General features: G+C 46.0%; 22 protein-coding genes and 1 tRNA gene. 11 read left to right on the forward strand and 12 right to left on the reverse strand.

Going from position 1 to position 22,437, the window contains the following annotated elements:
• Positions 1–126: 126 nt before the first annotated feature.
• The 3 genes from ACQEXT_RS19250 to ACQEXT_RS19260 all read right to left on the reverse strand — a co-directional run bounded on the left by ACQEXT_RS19250 (position 127) and on the right by ACQEXT_RS19260 (position 3,497).
• A complete protein-coding gene (locus ACQEXT_RS19250) occupies positions 127–1,998 on the reverse strand; it encodes a methyl-accepting chemotaxis protein (protein ID WP_331418112.1) in 1,872 nt (623 codons plus the stop codon).
• 206 nt (positions 1,999–2,204) lie between these two features.
• Positions 2,205–3,269 carry an AI-2E family transporter gene (locus tag ACQEXT_RS19255; RefSeq protein ID WP_138973083.1) on the reverse strand — a complete coding sequence of 355 codons (1,065 nt, stop codon included), beginning with the start codon at positions 3,267–3,269 and terminating at the stop codon, positions 2,205–2,207.
• The gene (locus ACQEXT_RS19260) at positions 3,270–3,497 is read right to left on the reverse strand and encodes a sulfurtransferase TusA family protein (RefSeq protein WP_138973084.1); all 228 of its coding nucleotides are present in this window, start codon (positions 3,495–3,497) and stop codon (positions 3,270–3,272) included. It lies immediately after the preceding gene.
• Positions 3,498–3,732: 235 nt separating this feature from the next.
• Here ACQEXT_RS19260 and ACQEXT_RS19265 point away from each other — a divergent pair, with 235 nt between their 5' ends.
• The 4 genes from ACQEXT_RS19265 to ACQEXT_RS19280 are packed head-to-tail and all read left to right on the forward strand — an operon-like array spanning position 3,733 to position 6,550.
• Positions 3,733–5,187: a M48 family metalloprotease gene (locus tag ACQEXT_RS19265; RefSeq protein WP_426953234.1), complete on the forward strand. Its 1,455-nt coding sequence runs from the start codon at positions 3,733–3,735 to the stop codon at positions 5,185–5,187.
• An 18-nt stretch (positions 5,188–5,205) separates the two neighbouring features.
• The gene (gene arsC, locus ACQEXT_RS19270; RefSeq protein WP_331428389.1) at positions 5,206–5,550 is read left to right on the forward strand and encodes an arsenate reductase (glutaredoxin); all 345 of its coding nucleotides are present in this window, start codon (positions 5,206–5,208) and stop codon (positions 5,548–5,550) included.
• Positions 5,547–6,119 (forward strand): NAD(P)H:quinone oxidoreductase, encoded by a 573-nt coding sequence (gene wrbA, locus ACQEXT_RS19275; protein ID WP_138973087.1) that lies wholly within the window; start codon positions 5,547–5,549, stop codon positions 6,117–6,119. Before arsC ends, wrbA begins: the two co-directional genes overlap by 4 nt.
• Positions 6,120–6,121: 2 nt before the next feature.
• Positions 6,122–6,550, forward strand: a complete 429-nt coding sequence (locus ACQEXT_RS19280) for a DUF2069 domain-containing protein (protein WP_269376212.1) — start codon at positions 6,122–6,124, stop codon at positions 6,548–6,550.
• A gap of 41 nt (positions 6,551–6,591) precedes the next feature.
• Here ACQEXT_RS19280 and ACQEXT_RS19285 read toward each other — a convergent pair whose 3' ends face one another.
• Complete coding sequence (locus ACQEXT_RS19285) at positions 6,592–7,869, reverse strand: DUF2066 domain-containing protein (protein WP_426953235.1); 1,278 nt, start codon at positions 7,867–7,869, stop codon at positions 6,592–6,594.
• Between the two features lie 261 nt (positions 7,870–8,130).
• Between ACQEXT_RS19285 and ACQEXT_RS19290 the strand changes: the two genes are divergently transcribed.
• Complete coding sequence (locus ACQEXT_RS19290; protein WP_269376214.1) at positions 8,131–9,375, forward strand: uracil-xanthine permease family protein; 1,245 nt, start codon at positions 8,131–8,133, stop codon at positions 9,373–9,375.
• A gap of 151 nt (positions 9,376–9,526) precedes the next feature.
• On the opposite strand, the gene ybaK is transcribed toward ACQEXT_RS19290, so the two are convergent.
• From ybaK to hemA, 8 genes are all read right to left on the reverse strand, one after another.
• The gene (ybaK, locus tag ACQEXT_RS19295) at positions 9,527–10,000 is read right to left on the reverse strand and encodes a Cys-tRNA(Pro) deacylase (RefSeq protein ID WP_269376215.1); all 474 of its coding nucleotides are present in this window, start codon (positions 9,998–10,000) and stop codon (positions 9,527–9,529) included.
• A gap of 87 nt (positions 10,001–10,087) precedes the next feature.
• On the reverse strand, positions 10,088–11,749 hold the full coding sequence (gene ushA, locus ACQEXT_RS19300; RefSeq protein WP_331418107.1) for a bifunctional UDP-sugar hydrolase/5'-nucleotidase UshA: 1,662 nt from the start codon (positions 11,747–11,749) through the stop codon (positions 10,088–10,090).
• Positions 11,750–12,135: 386 nt separating this feature from the next.
• Entirely contained in the window at positions 12,136–12,987 is an 852-nt protein-coding gene (gene kdsA, locus ACQEXT_RS19305; protein ID WP_269376217.1) for a 3-deoxy-8-phosphooctulonate synthase, read from the reverse strand.
• 45 nt (positions 12,988–13,032) lie between these two features.
• Positions 13,033–13,842 carry a SirB1 family protein gene (locus tag ACQEXT_RS19310; RefSeq protein ID WP_331418124.1) on the reverse strand — a complete coding sequence of 270 codons (810 nt, stop codon included), beginning with the start codon at positions 13,840–13,842 and terminating at the stop codon, positions 13,033–13,035.
• Positions 13,843–13,877: 35 nt separating this feature from the next.
• Entirely contained in the window at positions 13,878–14,261 is a 384-nt protein-coding gene (locus ACQEXT_RS19315; RefSeq protein WP_269376219.1) for a SirB2 family protein, read from the reverse strand.
• A gap of 12 nt (positions 14,262–14,273) precedes the next feature.
• Positions 14,274–15,134 carry a peptide chain release factor N(5)-glutamine methyltransferase gene (gene prmC, locus ACQEXT_RS19320; RefSeq protein WP_426953236.1) on the reverse strand — a complete coding sequence of 287 codons (861 nt, stop codon included), beginning with the start codon at positions 15,132–15,134 and terminating at the stop codon, positions 14,274–14,276.
• A 4-nt stretch (positions 15,135–15,138) separates the two neighbouring features.
• The gene (gene prfA, locus ACQEXT_RS19325) at positions 15,139–16,227 is read right to left on the reverse strand and encodes a peptide chain release factor 1 (protein ID WP_426953237.1); all 1,089 of its coding nucleotides are present in this window, start codon (positions 16,225–16,227) and stop codon (positions 15,139–15,141) included.
• A gap of 47 nt (positions 16,228–16,274) precedes the next feature.
• Positions 16,275–17,531, reverse strand: a complete 1,257-nt coding sequence (gene hemA / locus ACQEXT_RS19330) for a glutamyl-tRNA reductase (protein WP_426953238.1) — start codon at positions 17,529–17,531, stop codon at positions 16,275–16,277.
• A gap of 160 nt (positions 17,532–17,691) precedes the next feature.
• Between hemA and lolB the strand changes: the two genes are divergently transcribed.
• The 6 genes from lolB to ACQEXT_RS19360 all read left to right on the forward strand — a co-directional run bounded on the left by lolB (position 17,692) and on the right by ACQEXT_RS19360 (position 22,326).
• Positions 17,692–18,306: a lipoprotein insertase outer membrane protein LolB gene (lolB, locus tag ACQEXT_RS19335; RefSeq protein WP_331418102.1), complete on the forward strand. Its 615-nt coding sequence runs from the start codon at positions 17,692–17,694 to the stop codon at positions 18,304–18,306.
• Positions 18,303–19,175, forward strand: coding sequence for a 4-(cytidine 5'-diphospho)-2-C-methyl-D-erythritol kinase (gene ispE / locus ACQEXT_RS19340; RefSeq protein ID WP_426953239.1), 873 nt, complete (start codon positions 18,303–18,305; stop codon positions 19,173–19,175). The genes lolB and ispE overlap by 4 nt, the downstream gene beginning before the upstream one ends.
• Before the next feature lie 29 nt (positions 19,176–19,204).
• On the forward strand, positions 19,205–20,149 hold the full coding sequence (locus ACQEXT_RS19345) for a ribose-phosphate pyrophosphokinase (protein ID WP_138973101.1): 945 nt from the start codon (positions 19,205–19,207) through the stop codon (positions 20,147–20,149).
• Positions 20,150–20,288: 139 nt separating this feature from the next.
• Positions 20,289–20,879, forward strand: a complete 591-nt coding sequence (gene pth, locus ACQEXT_RS19350) for an aminoacyl-tRNA hydrolase (protein WP_138973102.1) — start codon at positions 20,289–20,291, stop codon at positions 20,877–20,879.
• Between the two features lie 10 nt (positions 20,880–20,889).
• Complete coding sequence (gene ychF, locus ACQEXT_RS19355) at positions 20,890–21,981, forward strand: redox-regulated ATPase YchF (protein WP_269376226.1); 1,092 nt, start codon at positions 20,890–20,892, stop codon at positions 21,979–21,981.
• Positions 21,982–22,249: 268 nt separating this feature from the next.
• Positions 22,250–22,326, forward strand: a tRNA-Met gene (locus ACQEXT_RS19360).
• The last annotated feature ends 111 nt before the right edge of the window (positions 22,327–22,437 follow it).

A 22,437-nucleotide genomic window follows, 5' to 3' on the forward strand; every position in this document is an offset into this window, starting at 1 on the left:
GCATGACAATTCGATTGTTTTTATAGCATTACCAAAATTTTTTATGACAAGTGTGTGCTTGGAGAAACGTCAAAATCCAAATAAAAACGCCAGCGAACTCGCTGGCGTTTTTGTTGCAGTTCGACTCTAAACGATAAACTTGTTCAGAATCGCATCCTGTTCACGTACATTCTCAGTCTGAACCTGCATCGCCATATTGGCTTCTTCGGCTGCATCGGCAACCTGAGTAGACAAATCTTTAATCTTAACCGTATTGGTATTGATCTCTTCCGCTACGAGGCTCTGTTCTTCCGCTGCGGATGCAATCTGCATGTTCATATCAGAGATACGCTGAATGGCCTCACGGATACGTTCCAATGCACCGTTGGCAGCTTGCGCTTTGTCTACGGCATCAATCGCAGTGTTTTTACTCTCATTCATTGCCGCCGATACCGAGCTAGCACCTGCTTGAAGCTGTTCAATCATGCTGCGAATTTCAGTGGTTGATTCCTGAGTGCGCTGCGCTAGAGTACGTACTTCATCTGCCACCACGGCAAAACCACGACCCGACTCACCAGCACGCGCCGCTTCGATTGCTGCGTTCAAAGCAAGTAAGTTAGTTTGGTCAGCAATATCGTTGATAACCTTTAGAATGGTTTCGATATTCGCAGTCGCAGACTCTAATCCCTGAACCTCTTCGACAGCTTGGTCGATACGAGCAGACAGCATATCGATCGATGCGGTCGTGGCACTCACAACAGATGAACCATCTTGGGTTGCATCATCGGCTTCTTTGGCTGCACCTGCCGCTCCTTGAGCGTTGTTTGCGACTTCCGTTGCCGTCACCGCCATCTCATGCATTGCGGTAGCCAATTGCTCAAGTTCATGGAGCTGACTTTGCATTGCCGCAGCCGACTGTTGAGAGCCTTGTACTGTCATTTCGGTGCCGCGCAATATCTCAGCACCAATCGCTTTAGATTGCTGAATCTGCTTCTGCAGGGTTTCGGTAAAGGTGTTGAACCCTCCCGCCAGTTCAGCAAATTCCTTATCGGTGTTGGTATCTAGACGTTTAGTCAGATCTCCTTGTCCTGACGCTACATCCTTAATCGCTTCGTTAAGTGTTGCTAATGGACGCATCAGTACTTTGATCAAGAAGCTCAATACAACCACACTCAAGATCACACCGATAACCACATAGATAATTGAGCTGTTACGCATGTCTGAAATGGCTGCAAAGGCGATCTCTTCATCCACAACCGCACCGATATACCAGGTCTCTGAAGGGACTTTCTGGAAGCGTACCATCAATTGGACACCGTCCTGTTCGAGTCTCTGAGTGCCTTCTTGTACTTTAGCTTGTGGTAAATACTTGGTTAGATTCTCGCCGTTATTCGCCGTATCAGGGTGAGCAATAGTAGTGCCATCCGCTGTGACGATAAACAGATAACCCGCATCAAGAAGGTTGATGCTGTTTACAAGGTCGGCCAATCCACTGAGCTCCATATCGTAGAACATACCTGCCATAAACTGACCATTCTCTTTCACTGGAGTACCAATAGAGATGATCACTTTCTTGGAAGAGACGTCAACGTAAGGGTCAGTAACCACTAAACGACCTTGCGCTTTCGCATCCTTAAACCAAGGGCGAACACGCGGGTCATAGTCAGGGCCGGCTTCCCAACCATCGTCATTCTCAACGACAAAACCATCCGCTTCATAGCCGAAGCCTACCGCAAGGAAACTTCTTTTTAGATTTGGCTTTTCTAGAATCTCTTTCACCAGTTGGCGATTCTGTGGATCAAGCTCGATCACTTCGGTGGTGGATTGAGCAAGAGACTTCTTACTCTCCATTTCTGATACCACCGTATTACTGACACCTTTAACCATTTCGGTCAGGCTAGTATCAACCAGATCTTCAACTTCATTTTTAACAGTACGTAATTGTTGAATAGACAGCAGTGTAACGGTGACCAATAGCAGTGCAGACGAAGCAGCAACGATTTTTTGGCTAAATCTCATAGGTTCCCTCAATTTGATAGCAAACTTATAGTTATTGTTGTAATTATAGTTATCGCCCGACTTAACGTTTACTTAAGAAATTTCCTACATTTTCTCTATTAAGTAAATTCCACAACAGACGAAAATGCCAACAACTGCACAAATAAAAAGCCCCGAGAACATTTTCTTCGGGGCTTTTTATGTAACCGATTTCACTAAATCTTTATTTATACGGGTATTTCTTCATCGTGGCTTGGCAATGCATTCCATACAGCTTTAACCAGAGTCGCCAGCGGGATGGCAAAAAAGACCCCCCAGAACCCCCATAGTCCACCAAAGACTAAAACCGCGACGATAATCGCGACAGGATGCAGGTTGACCGCTTCAGAAAAAAGCACAGGAACCAACACGTTGCCATCTAGTGCCTGAATAATGCCGTATGCCACAAGTAACCAGTAGAACTGAGGCGTTAATCCCCATTGGAAAAGGCCGACTATCGCGACAGGCACAGTCACTGCCGCAGCACCGATATAAGGTATAAGTACCGAGAAGCCGACAGCCACAGCCAGCAATACTGAATAACGCAGATCCAGTAGTGCAAAAGTGATATAGCTGACACTGCCGACGATTAGGATTTCCATTACCTTACCGCGAATGTAGTTTGAGATCTGCTCATTCATCTCGTGCCACACTTTGGTCGCCAAGCGGCGATTGCGCGGCAAAACACCACTCGCCATCTCAATCATTTCCTCTTTATCTTTAAGTAAGAAGAAAACCAACAGCGGCACTAGGATAAGATAGACCCCTAAGGTCGCAAGACTGACGAGAGAAGCCAAAGAACCTTTAACAACGCTTTCACCCATACCAATCACTTGATTCTTTGCGTTGGTAACCACTGACTCTACAATCTGGAAGCTATCCAGCTCTGGGTATCGTTGTGGGATTTCGGCAATGAAGCCTTGTAATCCAACATACATGGTCGGAATGTCGTTAATTAAGTTGCCTACCTGCTGCCAGATCGTTGGAACCAGACCAAAAATCGCGACGAGCATTAAGCTGGTAAAACCCAAAATCACCAAGATCACCGCAAGTGTCCTCGGAATACCTAAACGCGACATTTGCACCACAGGCCACTCAAGTAAGTAAGCCAAGACAATCGCAACAAGCAAAGGCGCAATAAGGTTGCCAAAGAAATAAATGGTAATGAAGCCAAATAGAAGAATTGCTACAAGACTCACTGCATGTGGATCAGAAAAACGTCGTTTATACCAACGACTCACCATTTCAAACATTCAATACAATTCCTTAGTCACTTGCATAGAGTAATAACCATTCATTTGTTCACAATTCAATTGAAACAAATGTTTTTTAAGAAAACGGGTAATATCATTCATTGAACTGCTATCACTGATCAGAATTTGAACGTTGTCACCGGGATTCAGCCCTTTAGTGTGACGCTTCGCAAGTAAAAGCGCCATGGGGCACCGCTCTTGGCGTAAATCCAAAATATTAGGTTCCATTCTCTCGCCCGATGCTTAATATTACGGTTAGATATTGTATAGTGTTTTTTTCCAACCGTCAGTGCAAATAGTAATGATCAGCTCACAGTGGCCAAACGACGAAGTAGGAACCTTAGCACTGTTCTCTGACGTGACCGAGAAACCATCTTACTTTTCGAGTGTCCAAGCGTATGGTCAACTGACTAAAATAAACCACTTAGTGATTTATAAATCAACGGGGTATCATCTTTAATATATGTTTAAACGTATGCGTTCTTTGGCCTGCTTGTCTGTTGCAGCCGCTTTAATCGCTCCTGCTCCTGCACTGGCCAACAACCTTGATCTTCCGGATATTGGCACTACCGCAAGCAGCACGCTCACCATTGCCCAAGAAATGCAGTATGGTGACGCCTATATGCGTATGCTACGCAACAGTAAACCGATCGTTAATGACCCCGTGCTCAACGAGTACATCGACAGTTTGGGACATCGCTTGGTCGCCAATGCCTCTGACGTGAAAACCCCGTTTACCTTTTTTATGATTCGTGATCGTAACATCAACGCCTTCGCGTTTTTTGGTGGTTACGTCGCGCTACACTCTGGGTTGTTTCTTCATGCTCAGAGCGAAAGTGAACTTGCCTCGGTAGTTGCTCACGAGATTGCGCACGTTACTCAGCGGCACTTAGCACGAAGCATGGAGGAGCAAGCAAGACGCTCTCCTGCAACAATGGCCGCTCTTGCCGGTTCACTTTTACTGGCTATTGCAGCACCAGAAGCAGGCATCGCTGCGATAACCGCGACAACCGCTGGTAGTATTCAAGGCCAAATAAACTATACCCGTAGCAACGAAAAAGAAGCTGACCGCTTTGGTATCAATACCCTTTCGAAAGCAGGCTTTGATGTCAACGCCATGCCGCGTTTCTTTGGGCGTCTAGCAGAAGAGTATCGTTACGCGAGTAAACCACCGCCGATGCTACTCACCCACCCACTGCCAGAAGATCGTATTACCGATACCCGAGCTCGTGCTCAAAATTATCCCGCCACAAGAGTCGATCCATCATTGGACTACCATCTCGCTCGTGCGCGAATTGTTGCCCGCTACGCTGGTATCGATGCGAAGGCTGCACAAGATTGGTTTAATCGTGTAGAAAAAAAGGCCGCTCCAAGTGTTCAGGTTGCGTTTCAGTACGGCAAAGCGTTAGTGCACCTTGATAACAAGGAGCTGGATCAAGCGAGTACGATCCTTCATAAGCTGTTTGAACAGCAACCGAACAATCGCTTCTACCTTGATGCGATGTCAGATCTCTATATTGCTCAGGGCAAAGCCGACAAAGCCGAAGCCATGCTGTTGAAAGCGTTGCAAGCCGCTCCCAACAATGCGGTGATTTCTATTAACTACGCGAATGCACTGCTTAAACAAGACAAAAATGCTGAAGCGGTAAAAGTTCTGCAACGCTATACCCATGACAATCCAAATGATGTGAATGGTTGGCACCTATTATCGGAAGCAAGCATCCACTTAGGGTTCAGCGATGAGGATCTCGCTGCGCGCGCAGAGATTCTCGCTTTGAAAGCGAACTGGAACAAAGCTATCCAATACTATACACAAGCTAGTCAACTCGCAGAGCTTGGCAGTTTAAAACAAGCAAGATACGATGCTCGAATCGACCAGCTAATGGTTCAGCGTGACCGTTTCTTAGCACTACAATAATTAAATGGAGATTACTCTATGTCAGTCGTGATTTATCACAACCCTCGTTGCTCAAAAAGCCGTCAGACTCTTGCTTTGTTGGAAGAGCGTGGTATTCAGCCAGAGATTGTCACTTACCTAGAAACACCACCAAGTGTTGACCAACTGAAGACACTGATGTCTCAGCTTGAACTCACTGACGTCCGTGACATGATGCGCACGAAAGAAGACATCTATAAAGAGCTTGATCTCAAGTCAGCAGACGATGAGACCTTATTCAAAGCGATGACCGAAAATCCGAAACTGATTGAGCGTCCAATTGTGGTTGCGAATGGCAAAGCGAAACATGGCCGCCCACCGGAGCAAGTTCTCGATATTCTATGAGCTGCCAAATCGTTATTCTCTATTACAGTCGCCACGGCTCAACACGAGCGATTGCGCGACAAATAGCACGTGGGGTGGAATCCATCCCACAGTGTGAAGCGGTACTAAGAACCGTTGATGAGCTGGAATCTTCGTACTCTGATCCCGCCGATCCAACCATCACTCTGAATGAGCTTAAACAGTGCGACGGTTTGGCGATGGGAAGTCCAGTTTGGTTTGGCAATATGGCGGCTCCGCTTAAACACTTTTGGGATAAGACCACGCCTTTGTGGGTATCTGGGGATCTCATCGATAAACCAGCTTGCGTATTTACTTCCTCCTCCAGCATGCATGGCGGTCAGGAGACAACGCTGCAAAGCATGATGCTGCCTTTGCTTCACCACGGCATGATGATCTTAGGCATTCCCTATTCTGAGCCTAAGCTTCATTCTACACAGTCAGGTGGCACTCCCTATGGGGCTACGTCGGTGAGCACTTCTAACTCGGCACTCAGTGACGATGAAATAGAACTCTCTCAACAACTTGGCAAGCGCCTCGCGCAAACCGCTTTAAAAATGAAGGACCACTAAATATGCAAGAGATGCAACCCACAACAAAGCTGTATCGTCTGTTGGCCTTGTTTGGCAATCTCGCACTGTTGGCATGGATCGCACTGTGGCAGCTCTCTTTGTCGCCCCATCCTCATATTGGCAGTACAACATTGGCGATAGCTTGGGCAATCCCACTCTTGCTTCCCCTCCCCGGCATTTTGGCCGGTAAGCCATACACGCACGCTTGGGCCAACTTTGTTCTTATGCTCTACTTCCTGCATGGTTTTACCATTCTCTATATCGATGATGGGGAACGTTGGCTGGCGGTGGTCGAGTTACTTCTGACTACCATTGCATTCTTTGGCAACATTCTTTATGCCCGTACAAGAGGTAAAGAGCTAGGGATGAAATTGAAGCGCTTATCTAAAGTCGAAAAAGAAGAAAAAGCCCGATTTGAGGCAGATAAATAGAAATAAAAAAAGGGTCTGAATAATCAGACCCTTTCTTGCTGCTATTGAATAACAGTGGCACTGCCGTCGTTGACCGTTTTATCCCCTTCAGCATCAAGGCCCGGCTCAGTCTCTGGGACAGGCGCAACGTACTGATAAGGCTTACCCTGCCATTCAAAGACTAGAATCATCTCTGTCGCAATCACTTCTGGCTCTGGGGTCACTTGAGCCTCAGGCGATACAACGGATTCAGTTTGAACGACAGAGTCGCTACTTTGAGTCGCTGAATCTGCCCCGAATTCGCTATCCACTGGTGGTGCTTGTGGTGTCAATACTTGCGGCATATCCGTCACGCTTTCACGTTGAACGAGATCACCAAGACGGCGGACTTCCTGTTCAAACTCTTGCTCAGTCGAAAGCAGATGAACATTGAAGGTCACTTGGTTGCCCTGAATTTTCAAGATATCAATGGACGCCACCGAGCTAAGCTTCTTGAGCTGGTTCTCTAGTGTGAAGAAGCCAACCGCATCATTTAGTTCTGTAAAACGTACTTTAATTGCTTGTGATGACTCACTTGCAACCACCACGGCACTCTTCTTCGCGTAGTAGTCACTGATTTGGTTGATCATTTTGTCAGCCGCATCCGAGCCGTTATTTGAGCCGGACAACGGAGCTTGGCGCGTCACGCCAATACTTGCAGGTTTTTGATCGTATAAGGTCCAACGAACACTGTTACCTTGAGCTCGAACTACCAACACCGCATCGACTGGGTAGCGCTGACTGGCTTGACCGACTGGCTGAATGAATCCACCCCACAGATCTGAAACAGCAACACCTGTGATATCGTCAAAATCACCGACAGGCACCGTTAGCGGTAAGCCTCGTTTCTCGGCTTGAGCCTGCATTTGAGTAAGTACTGTAGAGCTAGAGTGTTCCCAAATAATGTTTCTATCGGCCGGCCCTTCTTCAACCAACCACACTAATAAGTTCGCGCGCGCTGCTGGCCAAATCGGTAACTGAGCCTGACTTAGTAAAGAACGAATATGCGGAGCACTAAAGCCCATACGCAATGTTTGTTCACCATTCGCCTGACCATAGCTCAGTTGGGCTAGATATTGGGCACTTTGCTGTAGTGCTTTTTGAACGACAGGATTGGAAATCGCTTCACGATCACCCGAGGCTTTTACAATCACCTCTTTCATACCTTCTGCACGAGCTTGAGCATCGGCATTCTCAACCGTTTGGTCTAGAACAACTTCAGTACGGTATAGGTCAACATTGGTCAGAGCCATCGCTGGTGAAGCCATCATTCCCAAAACGAGCAAAGCTAATTGGCGCATACACTTCCTAACATCAGTTTTTTTACACGTTAAAGGTCGATGATAAGCAACTATCGGGGTCGGAGCAACTAAAGGTCTAGGATATCGTCGTCAAACTCGACTTTCTCGTTTGAATACATAGTGGCCATCTATGAGTAATTCGCAAAATATTTGATCGAGTTCAGATTGCAAACGTTTGGCATAATGCTAAAATCCCGCGAATTTTATTTTTGTCGAGTGATTTACATTACTCGTCGCTTCGCTACTTAAAGGAATGACAACATGAAAAATGCCATTCAAGGCGTTCAAATGCTCTTCGTCGCGTTTGGTGCTCTGGTTCTCGTACCACTACTGACAGGCTTAGATCCAAGTGTCGCACTGTTCGGAGCCGGTGTCGGTACCCTACTTTTCCAAATGATTACTCGCCGTAGCGTTCCTATTTTCTTAGCCTCTTCTTTTGCTTTTATTGCACCTATTCTTTACGGTGTTCAAGCATGGGGCGTTCCAGCAACCATGGGTGGCCTAATGGCTGCTGGCTGTGTGTATGTAGCGATGGGTGCTTTGATTAAAGTTCGTGGTGTTGAAATCATCCATAAGCTTTTACCACCCGTTGTTGTCGGTCCTGTGATCATGGTTATTGGCCTTGGTCTAGCGCCTGTAGCAGTGAATATGGCACTAGGTAAAGTGGACGGTGCTCAAGTGATTGATGCGAACGCTTCACTGGTTATCTCTGTGGCTTCACTCCTTACAACTATCGCTCTAAGCGTTTTCGCTAAAGGCTTTTTAAAGCTGACTCCTATCTTAGGCGGTATCGTTGTAGGTTACTGTTTGAGTCTCGGCTACGGTATTGTTGACTTTACTCCTGTTCATCAGGCAGCTTGGTTCGCACTACCTAACTTCACTTTCCCTGAGTTCAACATTAACGCTATCCTATTTATGATTCCTGTTGCCATTGCCCCTGCGGTAGAACACGTGGGTGACATGCTAGCAATCTCAAATGTGACTGGTAAAAACTACGTCAAGAAACCAGGTCTACACCGTACAATTACTGGTGACGGTATTGCGACGATTGCCGCCTCTATGGTTGGCGCTCCACCAAATACAACCTACTCAGAAGTCACTGGCGCCGTCATGCTAACTAAAGCATTCAATCCAGTGATAATGACTTGGGCTGCAATTGCAGCGATCGTTTTGGCATTGGTTGGTAAGTTGGGCGCGGTTCTACAAACTATCCCTATGCCAGTAATGGGCGGCATCATGATTCTGCTGTTTGGCTCAATTGCTACTGTCGGCTTGAATACACTAATCAAAAACAATGTTGACCTACATAAATCACGTAACCTAGTCATCGTCGCCATCACTTTAGTGTTTGGTATTGGCGGTATGGCTTTCGGTGTTGGCGAATTTAGCCTTCAGGGTGTGAGCCTATGTGGTATCGTTGCGATTCTTCTTAACCTATTGCTACCAAAAGATCTTGGCGAAAACCATGTTGTGGATAACGCCCAGATGGAAGAAGAAGTGAAATAGACTCAAGAGTCGAGAGTTAAAGAAATTGAGAGGGTTGGCGTTTTTCGCCAACCCTTTTATTTAGACGGACGATTATTCAATCCTGTCAGCACAAGAGCTGCCGGCCATTTTTGCAGTCACAACGGCAGACCTTCGCCTCACGACCAACTTACTAAATACATAACTCAACAAACTGAGCACGAGTCAGCATCGCCAAATCACGGGGAGCCAACTCTATTTCCAAGCCGCGCTTACCAGCACTGACACACATGGTCTCTTGCTCTTCAGCACTAACATGAATAAACGTTGGTAGAGCTTTCTTTTGCCCCAACGGACTGATCCCCCCCACCACATAGCCAGTCGTTTTCTGAGCAATGTCTGGATCGGCCATATCTGCTTTTTTCGCTTTCGCCGCTTTGGCTGCCAACTTTAGATTAAGTTTTTGATCGACAGGGATAATTGCTACAGCCAAATTCTTAGCTTCACCGTTGAGACTAAATAGTAGTGTCTTAAAAACTTTGGCTGGATCTTGGCCTAGCACTTCCGCAGCCTCTAGGCCGTAGCTATCAGCTCGAGGGTCATGTTCATATTGATGAATGGTGTGTGCGACCTTTTTCTTTTTCGCGAGATTGATTGCAGGAGTCATACTCCCTCCTGTTCTGGTATAGAAACAAAAAGCGCCACTCCGAAGAGTGGCGCTTTAGATTAAAGATAATAATCCGTTGTCGTCAACTTACTTATAAACAATCTCACCTGAAGGTGCATATTTGTTTACGTCTACAGGGCTATTTGCTTGTAGGTACTCTTTTAGCACTTCAGCGTCAACGAAACCTGTGTTCACGTAACCTGGATGATCACTTACTTTAGGGTAACCATCACCACCAGCTGCGTTGTAGCTTGGTACTGTGAAGCGGTAAGTTTCGTCGAGACGAAGCTGTTTACCACCGATGAATACGTTAGAAACTTCACCGTTCGCCACTGTCATAGAGATGCCAGCGAACTGAGCGTAAGCACCAGAATCCACAGGTTTAGTCGCTACTACGTTTAGGTAGTCCAGCACTTCTTGACCAGACATATCTGTGTAAGTCAGGATGTTGGCAAATGGCTGTACAGTGAGTACATCTTTGTAAGTCACGTCGCCTGCTTCGATTGAGTCACGAACACCACCAGAGTTCATCACTGCGAAGTCCGCTTTAGCACGCTCCATGTGAGCAGTTGCAATGAGACGACCTAGGTTAGTTTGCTGGAAGCGAACTACGTTACGGTCACCTTCAAGCTTACCGTTTGTCTCAGCGATCTTAACGTTTAGCTGAGCTTGGCCTTGCTCTTGGTATGGACGTAGGAAATCAAGAAGCGCTTGATCTTGCGCGATTTCATCTTCGATAAAGACGCGTTCTTTCTTACCGTCAATTTCAACTTTCTTCTTCAGGTTAACTGGGATTAGATCGTAGCTCACCATTTGAAGCTCACCGTTACGGAATTCGTAATCAGCACGACCTACGTATTTACCCCACTCGTGAGCCTGAACAATGTAAGTACCGTTTTGCATGTCTGGCTTACATTCGTCAGAAGGTTTGAAGTTTTTCTTCACAACGTTTGGCGCTTCCATACATACTGGCTCTTGCGAGTGACCACCAACGATCATGTCTAGAGAACCTTCGTCTAGGTAGCGAGCTAGCGCTACGTCACCCGGTGCGTTTACGCCACGTTTGCCATCTTCATAGTGACCCATGTGAGTAACAGCGAAGATCAGATCTGGTTTCTCTGTTTTCTCAAGTTCAGCGATCAGTTTCTTCGCTTCTTCTTTTGGATCGCGGAAATCGATGCCACCAATAAATTCTGGGTTACCGATTTTTGCAGTGTCTTCAGTAGTTAGACCAATAACAGCAATCTTGATGCCTTGCTTGTTGAACATCTGGTAAGCCTGGAACATACGTTCGCCAGTCTTTTTGTCGTAGATGTTCGCTGAAAGCATTGGGAAATTCGCCCACTCTTTCTGCTTGAATAGCACCTCTAATGGGTTATCGAACTCGTGGTTACCTAGTGCCATAGCATCGTAACCAATTTTGCTCATACCTTTGAAATCTGGTTCCGCATCTTGTAGATCAGACTCTGGCACACCCGTGTTAATATCACCACCAGATAGAAGTAGCGAGCTACCGCCTTCAGCTGCGATTTCAGCGCGAAGTTCGTCAATAAGAGTCTTACGAGCAGCCATACCGTACTCACCATATTTGTTCTGCCAGAAACGACCGTGGTGGTCATTCGTGTGAAGAACTGTCAGCTTATACGTTTTATCTGCTTCCCACTCGTGTTGTGGTGCTGTTGCACAACCAGCTAGAGTTGCCAGAATTGCTGCGCTAATTGCGCTTTTTACGATCAGGCCTTGCTTCATTGTCATACCTTTTGAACTTTTTGGGTTTCCACTGCTTTTTATTACTGCTCTGTATGAATAGACAGACTTGAAGATTAAAGTGCTGAAAGAGCAGTAAAACTTGAACTAGTTTAAATTAACCACACTTACCTGACAGCCTGATTTCATATTTATGTAGGATAGATCACCATAATCCGCTATCGAATGTGTAACAAATCATCAAAGTTGCATTTGATTTATCAAATGATCACAAGCAATCGTTTGTCTGTGAGATAAGCCCCGTGCTTGCAATGGTGTGACGGTTAGCGTTTACTCAACACATAGTGAAAACATGATCAATAATCCTATGCTTTTGAGATAAAAAAAGGCTGGTTCAACAACCAGCCTTTACAAAAAACTTCATCGACTTATTTAATATCGATGTGCTCAAAACCTTTGATTAGGTCATCCAATGCTTTCATCTGAGCAAGGAAAGGTTCTAGCTTGTCGAGTGGCAGTGCCGACGGACCATCACAACGCGCTTTTTCTGGATTCGGGTGTGCTTCGATAAACAGACCTGCGATACCTGTCGCCAGACCTGCTTTAGCCAGTTCGACCGTTTGTTCACGACGACCGCCTGATGCAGCACCAGAAGGGTCACGCATCTGCAATGAGTGAGTCACATCAAAGATGATTGGGCTACCATTTGATGCCTGTTTCATCACTCCGAAACCTAGCATATCAACCACAAGGTTGTCGTAACCGTGGCAAGAGCCGCGCTCACATAGAATGACATTGTTGTTGCCACACTCTGCAAACTTTTCAACGATGTTACCTACCTGACCTGGGCTCATAAATTGTGGTTTCTTAACGTTGATGACCGCACCTGTTTTCGCCATCGCTTCAACTAGGTCGGTCTGACGTGCAAGAAACGCTGGCAACTGGATAACGTCAACCACATCCGCAACAGGCTGAGCTTGTGCTTCAGTATGAACATCAGTAATGATCTTAACGCCAAAAGTGTCTTTCAACTCTTGGAAGATTTTCATCCCTTCTTCAAGACCAGGACCACGGTATGAGTGTACCGAGCTGCGATTTGCTTTATCGAATGATGCTTTGAATACGTATGGAATGCCTAATTTCTCAGTTACCTTTACGTAGTGTTCACAAATCTGCATCGCTAGATCGCGTGACTCAAGAACGTTCATGCCTGCAAACAGCGTAAACGGCTTGTCGTTTGCTACTGGAATGTCACCTACGTGAACAATTTTCTGTTCCATTTTATTCTCTCTATTTCGATATCTGCCAACGGCTAAACATTGGACTTAATGTAAGGTCACCTGAGTTTCACTCATGGCGTAAACTTGATTCTTCAACAATTCAGCCCCCGGATCATCAGGGCACTGGTCGATAAAATACTGATAGTCATTCAACGCGATTTGATGGCAGTCAAGCTGCTGATATATAAAGCCACGATCGCGAATCTCATAGGGATCATCGGGCGCGAATGTCAGCGCTAGATCGGTACACTTCAATGCCAGAGTATAGCGCTCTTCGCGCAACAGAGCACTTTTCAGCAAGGCTAACCAGCGGCCAATAATCGTTGGGTTGTCAGTCTCTTTTAAATGTTTTGTCTCTAGCTTCGCCAATGGTCCTTTGTGACCAATAAGCCAAGCACCCAAGGTGTGTTCAGAAACATACTCGCCATTAAACGGATTAACGTATAACGGCTTTTCGTTATACCACTCTAATTTGAGTAGGAACTGAGTCGGGAAAGTGACCCCTACTAAAGGAAAACCCAGCTTTCTCGCAAGGTACAGCAAAATCGCCCCCAGGCTAACTGGAATTCCTTTACGACTTTGCAGGACTTTATCGATAAAGCCATTGTCTGAATGAAAATAGCTCTCTCTATCGCCGCGAAACTCCCACTGATAGTAGAAGAGTCGCAACAAGGCGTCAAAACGCTGCTTGTCATCAAATTCATGGACAAGTGCAATTTCGGCTTCTTGCACCAAACGATTGAGCTCTGCTTTCGACCACTGAACATCAGTCTGAGGATTGATCGCTTCATTGAGTACTAATGCGCCTTCAACCAGCTCCATCGCATCAAAGTCTTCATCAAACAATTCAAACATATCGGTTGTCATAACTATATCAACCTAAATAACCATTAACCAAAGAACAGAGGTGTTTTAGTTACCGCGACTTTGCCAGCCATCGCTAACCAACCTAAAGCACCGAAGAATGAAAATGTTCTTAGCAACTTGTTTTTACCGAGTTTTAGAGCAAAAAAGCCCAGTGCGATGTAAGCGAGTACACACGTAATTTTTTCTGTCAGCCAAGCAGATTCAGGTGTAAACGGGATAAAGCCCGTGATCATAATCAGGCCGATACCTGATAGCAGTAAACAGGTGTCGTTGATGTGTGGAAATACCTTAAAGAACTTCTTCTCTAACAGGTTTGAATTCGCCATCATCATCGCAAATCGAACCGACAGAAGCGTCGCACTAATAACAATCGTTAACAGATGGAAATGCTTTAAACCTTCGTACATTGATAATCTCTCTTACTTCACTGATGAGAACTGACCGATCGTTACTCGATCGTTGTCACCATAGTCCTTGTAGGTAGCCACTTGGTCGTAGCCAAGTGATATTAGTAATTCCCGTACAGCCTCGCCTTGTTCGAAACCATGTTCAAACATCAGCCAACCTTGTTCGGCTAGGTAGTCACGCGCTTTAGTTGCAATGTGCTTGATATCGGCCAACCCTTTCTCTTCAGCCACCAGCGCACTGAGTGGTTCGAAACGCACATCTCCTTGAGTCAGATGTGGGTCTTCTTTCTCGATATAAGGTGGGTTGGACACAATCAAAGCAAACTCTGTACCAGTCGGAATCGGATCAAACCAGCTACCGGCCATAAAACGCGTGTTAGATATGTTGAGCGCATCAGCATTTGATTGAGCCAATTGCTGAGCCTCTGGTTTTAAATCGACGCCCCACACTTGTCGCTTAGGCAGTTCAGAGGCAAGTGCAAGCGCTATAGCTCCGGTTCCCGTCCCTAAGTCCAAGATATTACCTTGATGATTTGAGGCTTTATCCAGTGCAATTTCAACCAGTCGTTCAGTATCCGGTCTTGGGATTAAAGTACTTGGCGAGACCTTTAGTGGCAATGACCAAAACTCACGTTCACCCACAATGTACGCGACTGGTTCACCCGCAAGCCTACGTCCCAGCAAGACTTGAAACGCCGTCAGTTCTGACGAGGATAAGATTTTATCCGGCCATGTAAGTAAGAAGGAGCGCGGTTTGTCGAGAGCGTGGCAAAGAAGTACCGCGGCATCAAGAGAGGGCGAATCACTGCCACTCTCTTGAAGTTGCTGGACGGCCTTTTTTAGTGTGCTTTCAACACTGTTATCAGCCGACATGGAATTAGTTGCTCTCAGCCAGTGCAGCAAGTTGGTCTGCTTGGTGTTCCTGAATAACAGGATCAATCAGACTTGCAAGATCGCCTTCCATCACTTCATTGAGACGGTAGATAGTCAGGTTGATACGGTGGTCTGAAACACGACCTTGTGGGTAGTTGTAGGTACGAATACGGTCACTACGGTCACCTGAACCTAGTAGGTTACGGCGCGTATCAGAAACTTCTGCGGCACGTTTTGCTTCTTCAGCCTGAATAATACGTGCAGCCAGAACGGCCATTGCTTTCGCTTTATTCTTGTGCTGAGAACGCTCGTCCTGACACTCAACCACTGTACCTGTTGGTAAGTGAGTGATACGGATTGCTGAGTCCGTGGTGTTAACGTGCTGACCACCCGCGCCCGATGCACGGAAAGTATCGATTTTCAGATCCGCCGCTTTAATTTCTGGAATTTCAGCTTCTGGAACTTCAGCCATGACGGCAACGGTACATGCCGAAGTATGTACACGACCTTGCGATTCTGTTGCAGGAACACGTTGAACACGGTGACCGCCCGACTCAAACTTTAGTACCCCATATGCACCATCACCAGACACTCTAGCGATCATCTCTTTGTAACCGCCATGCTCCGCTTCGTTTGAAGACATAACTTCAACACGCCAGCCTTTTTTCTCTGCAAACTTGCTGTACATACGGAAAAGGTCACCAGCGAAAATACCCGCTTCATCGCCACCCGCACCAGCGCGGATTTCTAAGAAACAGTTACGATCGTCGTTTGGATCTTTAGGAAGAAGAAGGATCTGTAGCTCATCACTCAGACGTTCAATCGCCTTTTTCGCTTCTTTAATCTCTTCCTGCGCCATTTCGCGCATCTCTTCGTCGTCTTCATTCGCCATCTCTTCAGCAGCAACGAGATCTTCTTGAGCTTGCTGATAAGCTTGGAAACACTTAGTGACTTCCTCTAGTTGAGAGTACTCTTTTGACAACGCACGGAATTTATCTTGGTTACCGATCACATCAGGATCGCCCAAAAGATGTTGAACTTCTTCGTAACGCTCAACCAGTGTTTCTAACTTAGTTAAAATAGAGGCTTTCATAGTTTTCTTTAACTCGGGGGTTTAATGAAGTCTGACACTCGTAATGATTACGAGTTCTCTAGACCTAAACTTTGTCTAATGGTAGCAAGCCGTGCAGGCTCACCCTTCTCTGCGGCACTTTGTAAGGCGCGAGTAGGCGCATGAATTAATCTGTTCGTCAGTTTGTTGCTGAGTTCAAGCAAGACTTTCTCAGCATCAGTACCCGCCGCAAGAGACTGTAGGCTTTTGCTCAGGAGCTCTTCACGAATTTCATTGGCGGTTTGACGATATTCTCGAATACTGTCTACAGCCTGAAGAGAGCGCATCCATGACATAAACGCCGCGCTTTCTTCACTGACGATCGCTTCCGCTTGAATCGCTTCAATCTTGCGTTGTTCAATATTACTATCAACAATAGACTGCAAATCATCTACTGTGTACAGGTAGGCGTCATTCAAATCACCCACTTGTGACTCAATATCACGTGGCACGGCAATATCAACCAAAAGCATGGGTTGGAAACGGCGAGATTTTAACGCGCTTTCTACCATACCTTTACCTATGATAGGCAAAGGGCTCGCGGTAGAACTGATCACGATATCTGCTCGTGATAGATGTTCGGGAATCTCAGGCAAGCCAATAATCTCTGCCCCAAACTGCTCAGCCAACGACAATGCGCGCTCTTTGGTTCGGTTAGCAACAATCATCTTAGTACAGCCATTGCCAGCAAGATGCTTAGCGACCAACTCGATGGTCTCACCCGCACCAACCAACAACACTGTCGACTTTTCTAACGATTCAAAAATATGTTTCGCAAGTGTACAAGCTGCATATGCAACGGAAACGGCATTGCCACCGATATCCGTTTCAGTCCTCACGCGTTTCGCTACCGAAAAAGCCTTCTGGAATAATTTTTCCATCGACGAATCAACCGCTTTGTTGTCACGCGAATCTGAATACGCTTGCTTAACTTGACCCAATATCTGAGGTTCACCCAACACCAGTGAATCCAACCCGCACGAAACTCGCATTAAATGACGTATTGCGGCTTGTTCCTCATAGATGTAGAGACTGGGTTTTAGATCTTCAGGGCTAACCTGATGGAATTGCGACAACCAATCGATAATCTTGCTTTTACCACCACCTTTTACATCGCAATAGATTTCGGTGCGATTACAGGTAGAAATGATGACGCTGCCATTCACAGCAGGGTTATGGCCAAGCTGTTGTAATGCTTCAGGTAACTTATCCGGACCAAAAGCGACTTTTTCACGCAGTTCGACTGAGGCCGTATTGTGGTTGATACCTATAGCAAGCAAAGACATGTATCTTGGATTCTCTGATTCAGATATGGACAAATAAGGTCGGAATTTTACTTGATGCCCCCGTTTATTGAAAGGGGAATAAGGATATGTTTTCTTGAGTTCGTGATTTCAGTGATATAGTGAGGCCTAACTTTGGGCAAAACTGGATAAATAATCAGCAATGACGAAACATTTTCGCTCTCTTGTTATTCTACTTGCAGGCTTATTTTTGCTTAATGGCTGTGCCACCATAGAGAGCACAACGAACGTAGAGTGGCAAACTCATCAGCAAAGATTGGCATCAATCGACGCTTATCAATCTACGGGCAAACTGGGCTATATTTCTCCCGAACAAAGACAATCACTCAATTTCCAATGGTCATACTCCGCCGATTTGACCCAATTGAGGTTAACCACTTTTCTTGGTCAAACCGCTCTCAACCTAAAAGCCACTCCGCAAGGCGCTACCGTTGAGACCTATGATGACCAACGCTATTCAGCTCCGACATCTCAAGCACTGATTCAACGCTTGACTGGCTTAAATATCCCGGTCGAACAGCTCAATGACTGGATGCTGGGTCGCCCCACTCAAGCTGACGATTATCAATTAAGTGAAACCAATACTCTCGCCCGCCTAACCAAACAAGTGGGTCTACAAACTTGGCAACTCGACTATCTCACGTATCAGGATGTCCAATACGGGGGAACGGCGTTACCGCTGCCAAAAAAAATCAAACTCACACAGGGCAATATCTCTATTAACCTGTTTATTTCCAACTGGAACCTCAGCGAATGATCACGGAAACCACTCATTGGCCTTCTCCGGCAAAGCTTAACCTATTTCTTTATATCACTGGTCGTCGTGACAACGGTTACCATGAACTGCAAACCCTGTTTCAGTTTCTCGATCATGGCGACGATCTAACCATTACCGCCAATGACTCTGGTGAAATCACCCTCTCACCAGAGATCCCGGGCGTACCTCTGCATGACAACTTGATCTGGAAAGCTGCAACAGCCTTACAATTAAAGTCAGGCTGTCGCTATGGAGCTCATATTGAGCTGAACAAAGTGCTGCCTATGGGCGGTGGTATCGGTGGTGGTTCATCGAACGCAGCCAGCACGTTAGTAGCGCTGAACTTTTTGTGGCAAACCAACTTATCTGATGATGAACTTGCTGAAATTGGACTGAAGCTCGGTGCCGATGTGCCAGTCTTTACTCGCGGGTTTGCCGCGTTTGCAGAAGGTGTCGGTGAGCGACTGACCAAGGCAGAACCAGAAGAAAAATGGTACTTAGTGGTAAGGCCAAATGTATCGATTGCGACAGTCGACATTTTCACTCATCCGCAACTGACAAGAAACACACCAAAACGTGAGCTGGCAACACTTCTTGACAGCCATTACGGAAACGATTGCGAAAAAATTGTTCGAATGCTGTACCAAGAGGTTGATAAGCAACTTTCATGGCTGCTACAATACGCGCCGTCGCGACTTACAGGGACAGGATCATGCGTTTTTGCCGAGTTTTCGAGCAAAAATGAGGCAGAAGCTGTTCTTGCTAAACTCCCAGACACCGTCTCTACTTTTATTGCTAAAGGCAAGAATCTTTCTCCTTTGCACGAGACGCTGGCTAAGTATCGCTTAGCCCACAAACAATCTATTTAAAAACTGGACGCAACCCTGAGGTTTCCACCGTGCCTGATATGAAGCTATTTGCTGGTAACGCTACACCTGAACTAGCCCAACGTATTGCTGATCGTCTATACATCTCTCTTGGTGATGCAACTGTTTCTCGTTTTTCTGATGGCGAAGTCGCTGTTCAAATTAACGAAAACGTTCGTGGTAGTGATGTTTTCATCATTCAATCGACTTGTGCACCAACTAACGACAACCTAATGGAACTTGTAGTGATGATTGATGCAATGCGCCGCGCTTCAGCGGGCCGTATTACAGCAGTTATCCCTTACTTTGGTTACGCTCGCCAAGACCGTCGTGTACGTTCTGCTCGTGTGCCAATCACTGCTAAAGTTGTTGCAGATTTCCTTTCTAACGTTGGTGTTGACCGCGTTCTTACGATTGACCTTCACGCAGAGCAAATTCAAGGCTTCTTCGATGTACCTGTAGACAACATCTTCGGTACTCCAGTTCTTCTTGAAGATATGCAAGCACGTGGCCTAGAAAACCCAGTTGTGGTTTCTCCAGACCTAGGTGGTGTTGTTCGTGCACGTGCAACCGCTAAAGCGCTTGGTGATATCGATATCGCTATCGTTGATAAGCGTCGCCCTCGCGCTAACGTATCAGAAGTAATGAACCTAATCGGTGATGTTGAAGGTCGTGACTGTGTTATCGTTGACGACATGATCGATACAGGTGGCACACTATGTAAAGCAGCTGAAGCGCTTAAAGAGCGCGGTGCTAAGCGTGTATTCGCTTACGCAACGCATGCTGTATTCTCTGGTAACGCTGCACACAACATTGGCAACTCAGTACTAGACCAAGTTATCGTAACTGACTCTATTACTATGTCTAAAGAGATGGAAGCAACTGGCAAGGTAACAACACTAAGCCTTTCTCGCATGCTAGCTGAAGCGATTCGTCGCATCAGCAATGAAGAGTCAATCTCAGCCATGTTCAACTAATCGAGCCTTCGATTAATCAGTTTTAAAAGCACCCCTCTCTGGGGTGTTTTTTTATTCCCCCTATATCCTCATCTCGCCCGTCGGCAGATTTATATGCTATGATACTGCGCTTTTTGAGATTCCAAGAGAGATCCTAGCCTTGAGTCAACCTATCAAACTTCTTGTCGGCCTTGCCAATCCGGGGCCTGAATACGCTAAAACTCGTCACAATGCGGGTGCGTGGGTAGTAGAAGAGCTCGCACGTATTCATAACGTGACGCTGAAAAATGAAGCTAAGTTTTTTGGCCTTAGTGGGCGTATTATGGTTAACGGTCAGGATCTCCGCTTACTCATCCCAACGACTTTTATGAACCTTTCAGGTAAATCAATTGCTGCGGTAGCGAAATTCTACCAAATTAAACCTGAAGAGATCATGGTCGCACACGATGAATTGGATTTACCTCCAGGCGTCGCTAAATTTAAGAAAGGCGGTGGTCACGGTGGTCACAACGGCCTACGCGATACCATCAGCAGACTTGGGAACTGCAAAGATTTCTATCGTCTAAGGATCGGTATTGGTCATCCTGGACATAAAGACAAAGTTGCCGGCTATGTATTAGGCAAAGCACCGGCAAAAGAACAAGAGCTTCTTGATGCAGCGGCAGATGAATCTGTTCGCTGTCTGGACATTCTGATTAAGGATGGCCTTTCAAAAGCACAAAACCGTTTACACACGTTCAAAGCTGAATAAGGTTACTATCATGGGTTTTAAATGTGGCATCGTTGGCCTACCAAACGTTGGTAAATCAACACTGTTCAACGCACTCACTAAAGCTGGCATCGAAGCGGCTAACTTTCCGTTCTGTACCATCGAGCCAAACACAGGTGTTGTACCTGTGCCAGATCTACGTCTAGATGCACTAGCAAAGATCGTTAACCCACAAAGAGTACTGCCGACAACAATGGAATTTGTTGATATCGCAGGCCTTGTAGCGGGTGCCTCTCGCGGCGAAGGTCTAGGAAACAAATTCCTAGCAAACATCCGTGAAACTGACGCGATTGGTCACGTTGTGCGCTGTTTTGAAAACGAAAACATCGTTCACGTTGCTGGCAAAGTATCACCAATCGAAGATATCGAAGTGATCAACTTAGAGCTTGCAATGGCAGACTTAGATTCATGTGAACGCGCCATTCAACGTAATGCTAAGAAAGCTAAAGGCGGCGATAAAGACGCAAAATTCGAACTGACTGTTCTTGAAAAGCTACTACCTGTACTGTCTGAAGGCGGTATGGCACGTACAGTTGAGTTGTCAAAAGAAGAACTAGCGGCTGTTGGTTACCTAAACTTCCTGACTCTAAAACCAACCATGTACATCGCCAACGTGAATGAAGATGGTTTTGAGAACAACCCGTATCTAGATGCTGTTCGTGAATACGCAGAAAAAGAGAACAACGCAGTAGTTGCTGTGTGTGCGGCAATTGAGTCTGAGCTTTCTGAGCTTGAAGACGAAGACCGTGAAGAGTTCCTTGCAGATATGGGCATTGAAGAACCAGGTCTTAACCGCGTGATCCGTTCAGGTTACGAACTACTGACTCTTCATACTTACTTCACTGCGGGTGTTAAAGAAGTTCGTGCTTGGACTATCCCTGTAGGTGCAACAGCGCCTCAAGCCGCAGGTAAGATCCACACTGATTTTGAAAAAGGTTTCATTCGTGCCGAAGTTGTTGGTTATGATGACTTCATCCAGTTCAATGGCGAAAGTGGCGCGAAAGACGCAGGTAAATGGCGTTTGGAAGGTAAAGAATACATCGTTAAAGATGGCGACGTTGTTCACTTCCGTTTCAACGTTTAATTTCCATCCAAGTCTTTGACTTTAAAAGCCAGCACAATTGCTGGCTTTTTTACTGCCGCAACCTGCAGAAATAAATAAAACCCACAATCTAATGTCATTTTGTTATCAGTTTTCGATCATTAACACGCCTCTTTGTTTAAAAAGAAACCGAACAGTTGATTTCTAGGGATTTATTCAAAAAAACTATTGACGACTTTGCCTCAACTTCGCATAATGCGCGCCGTTCCCGACGATAAGGTAACGAGTCGAAAAGAACGAAACATGGTATGGCTACGTAGCTCAGCTGGTTAGAGCACATCACTCATAATGATGGGGTCACAGGTTCGAATCCCGTCGTAGCCACCATTCCTAAGCGTTTTTAAATGAAAGCTTTTAGGAAAAGATGCGGAAATGGCGGAATTGGTAGACGCACCAGATTTAGGTTCTGGCGCCGCAAGGTGTGAGAGTTCAAGTCTC

This window comes from Vibrio sp. TRT 29B02 (assembly GCF_050113655.1).
In the GTDB taxonomy this organism is placed as follows: Bacteria; Pseudomonadota; Gammaproteobacteria; order Enterobacterales; family Vibrionaceae; genus Vibrio.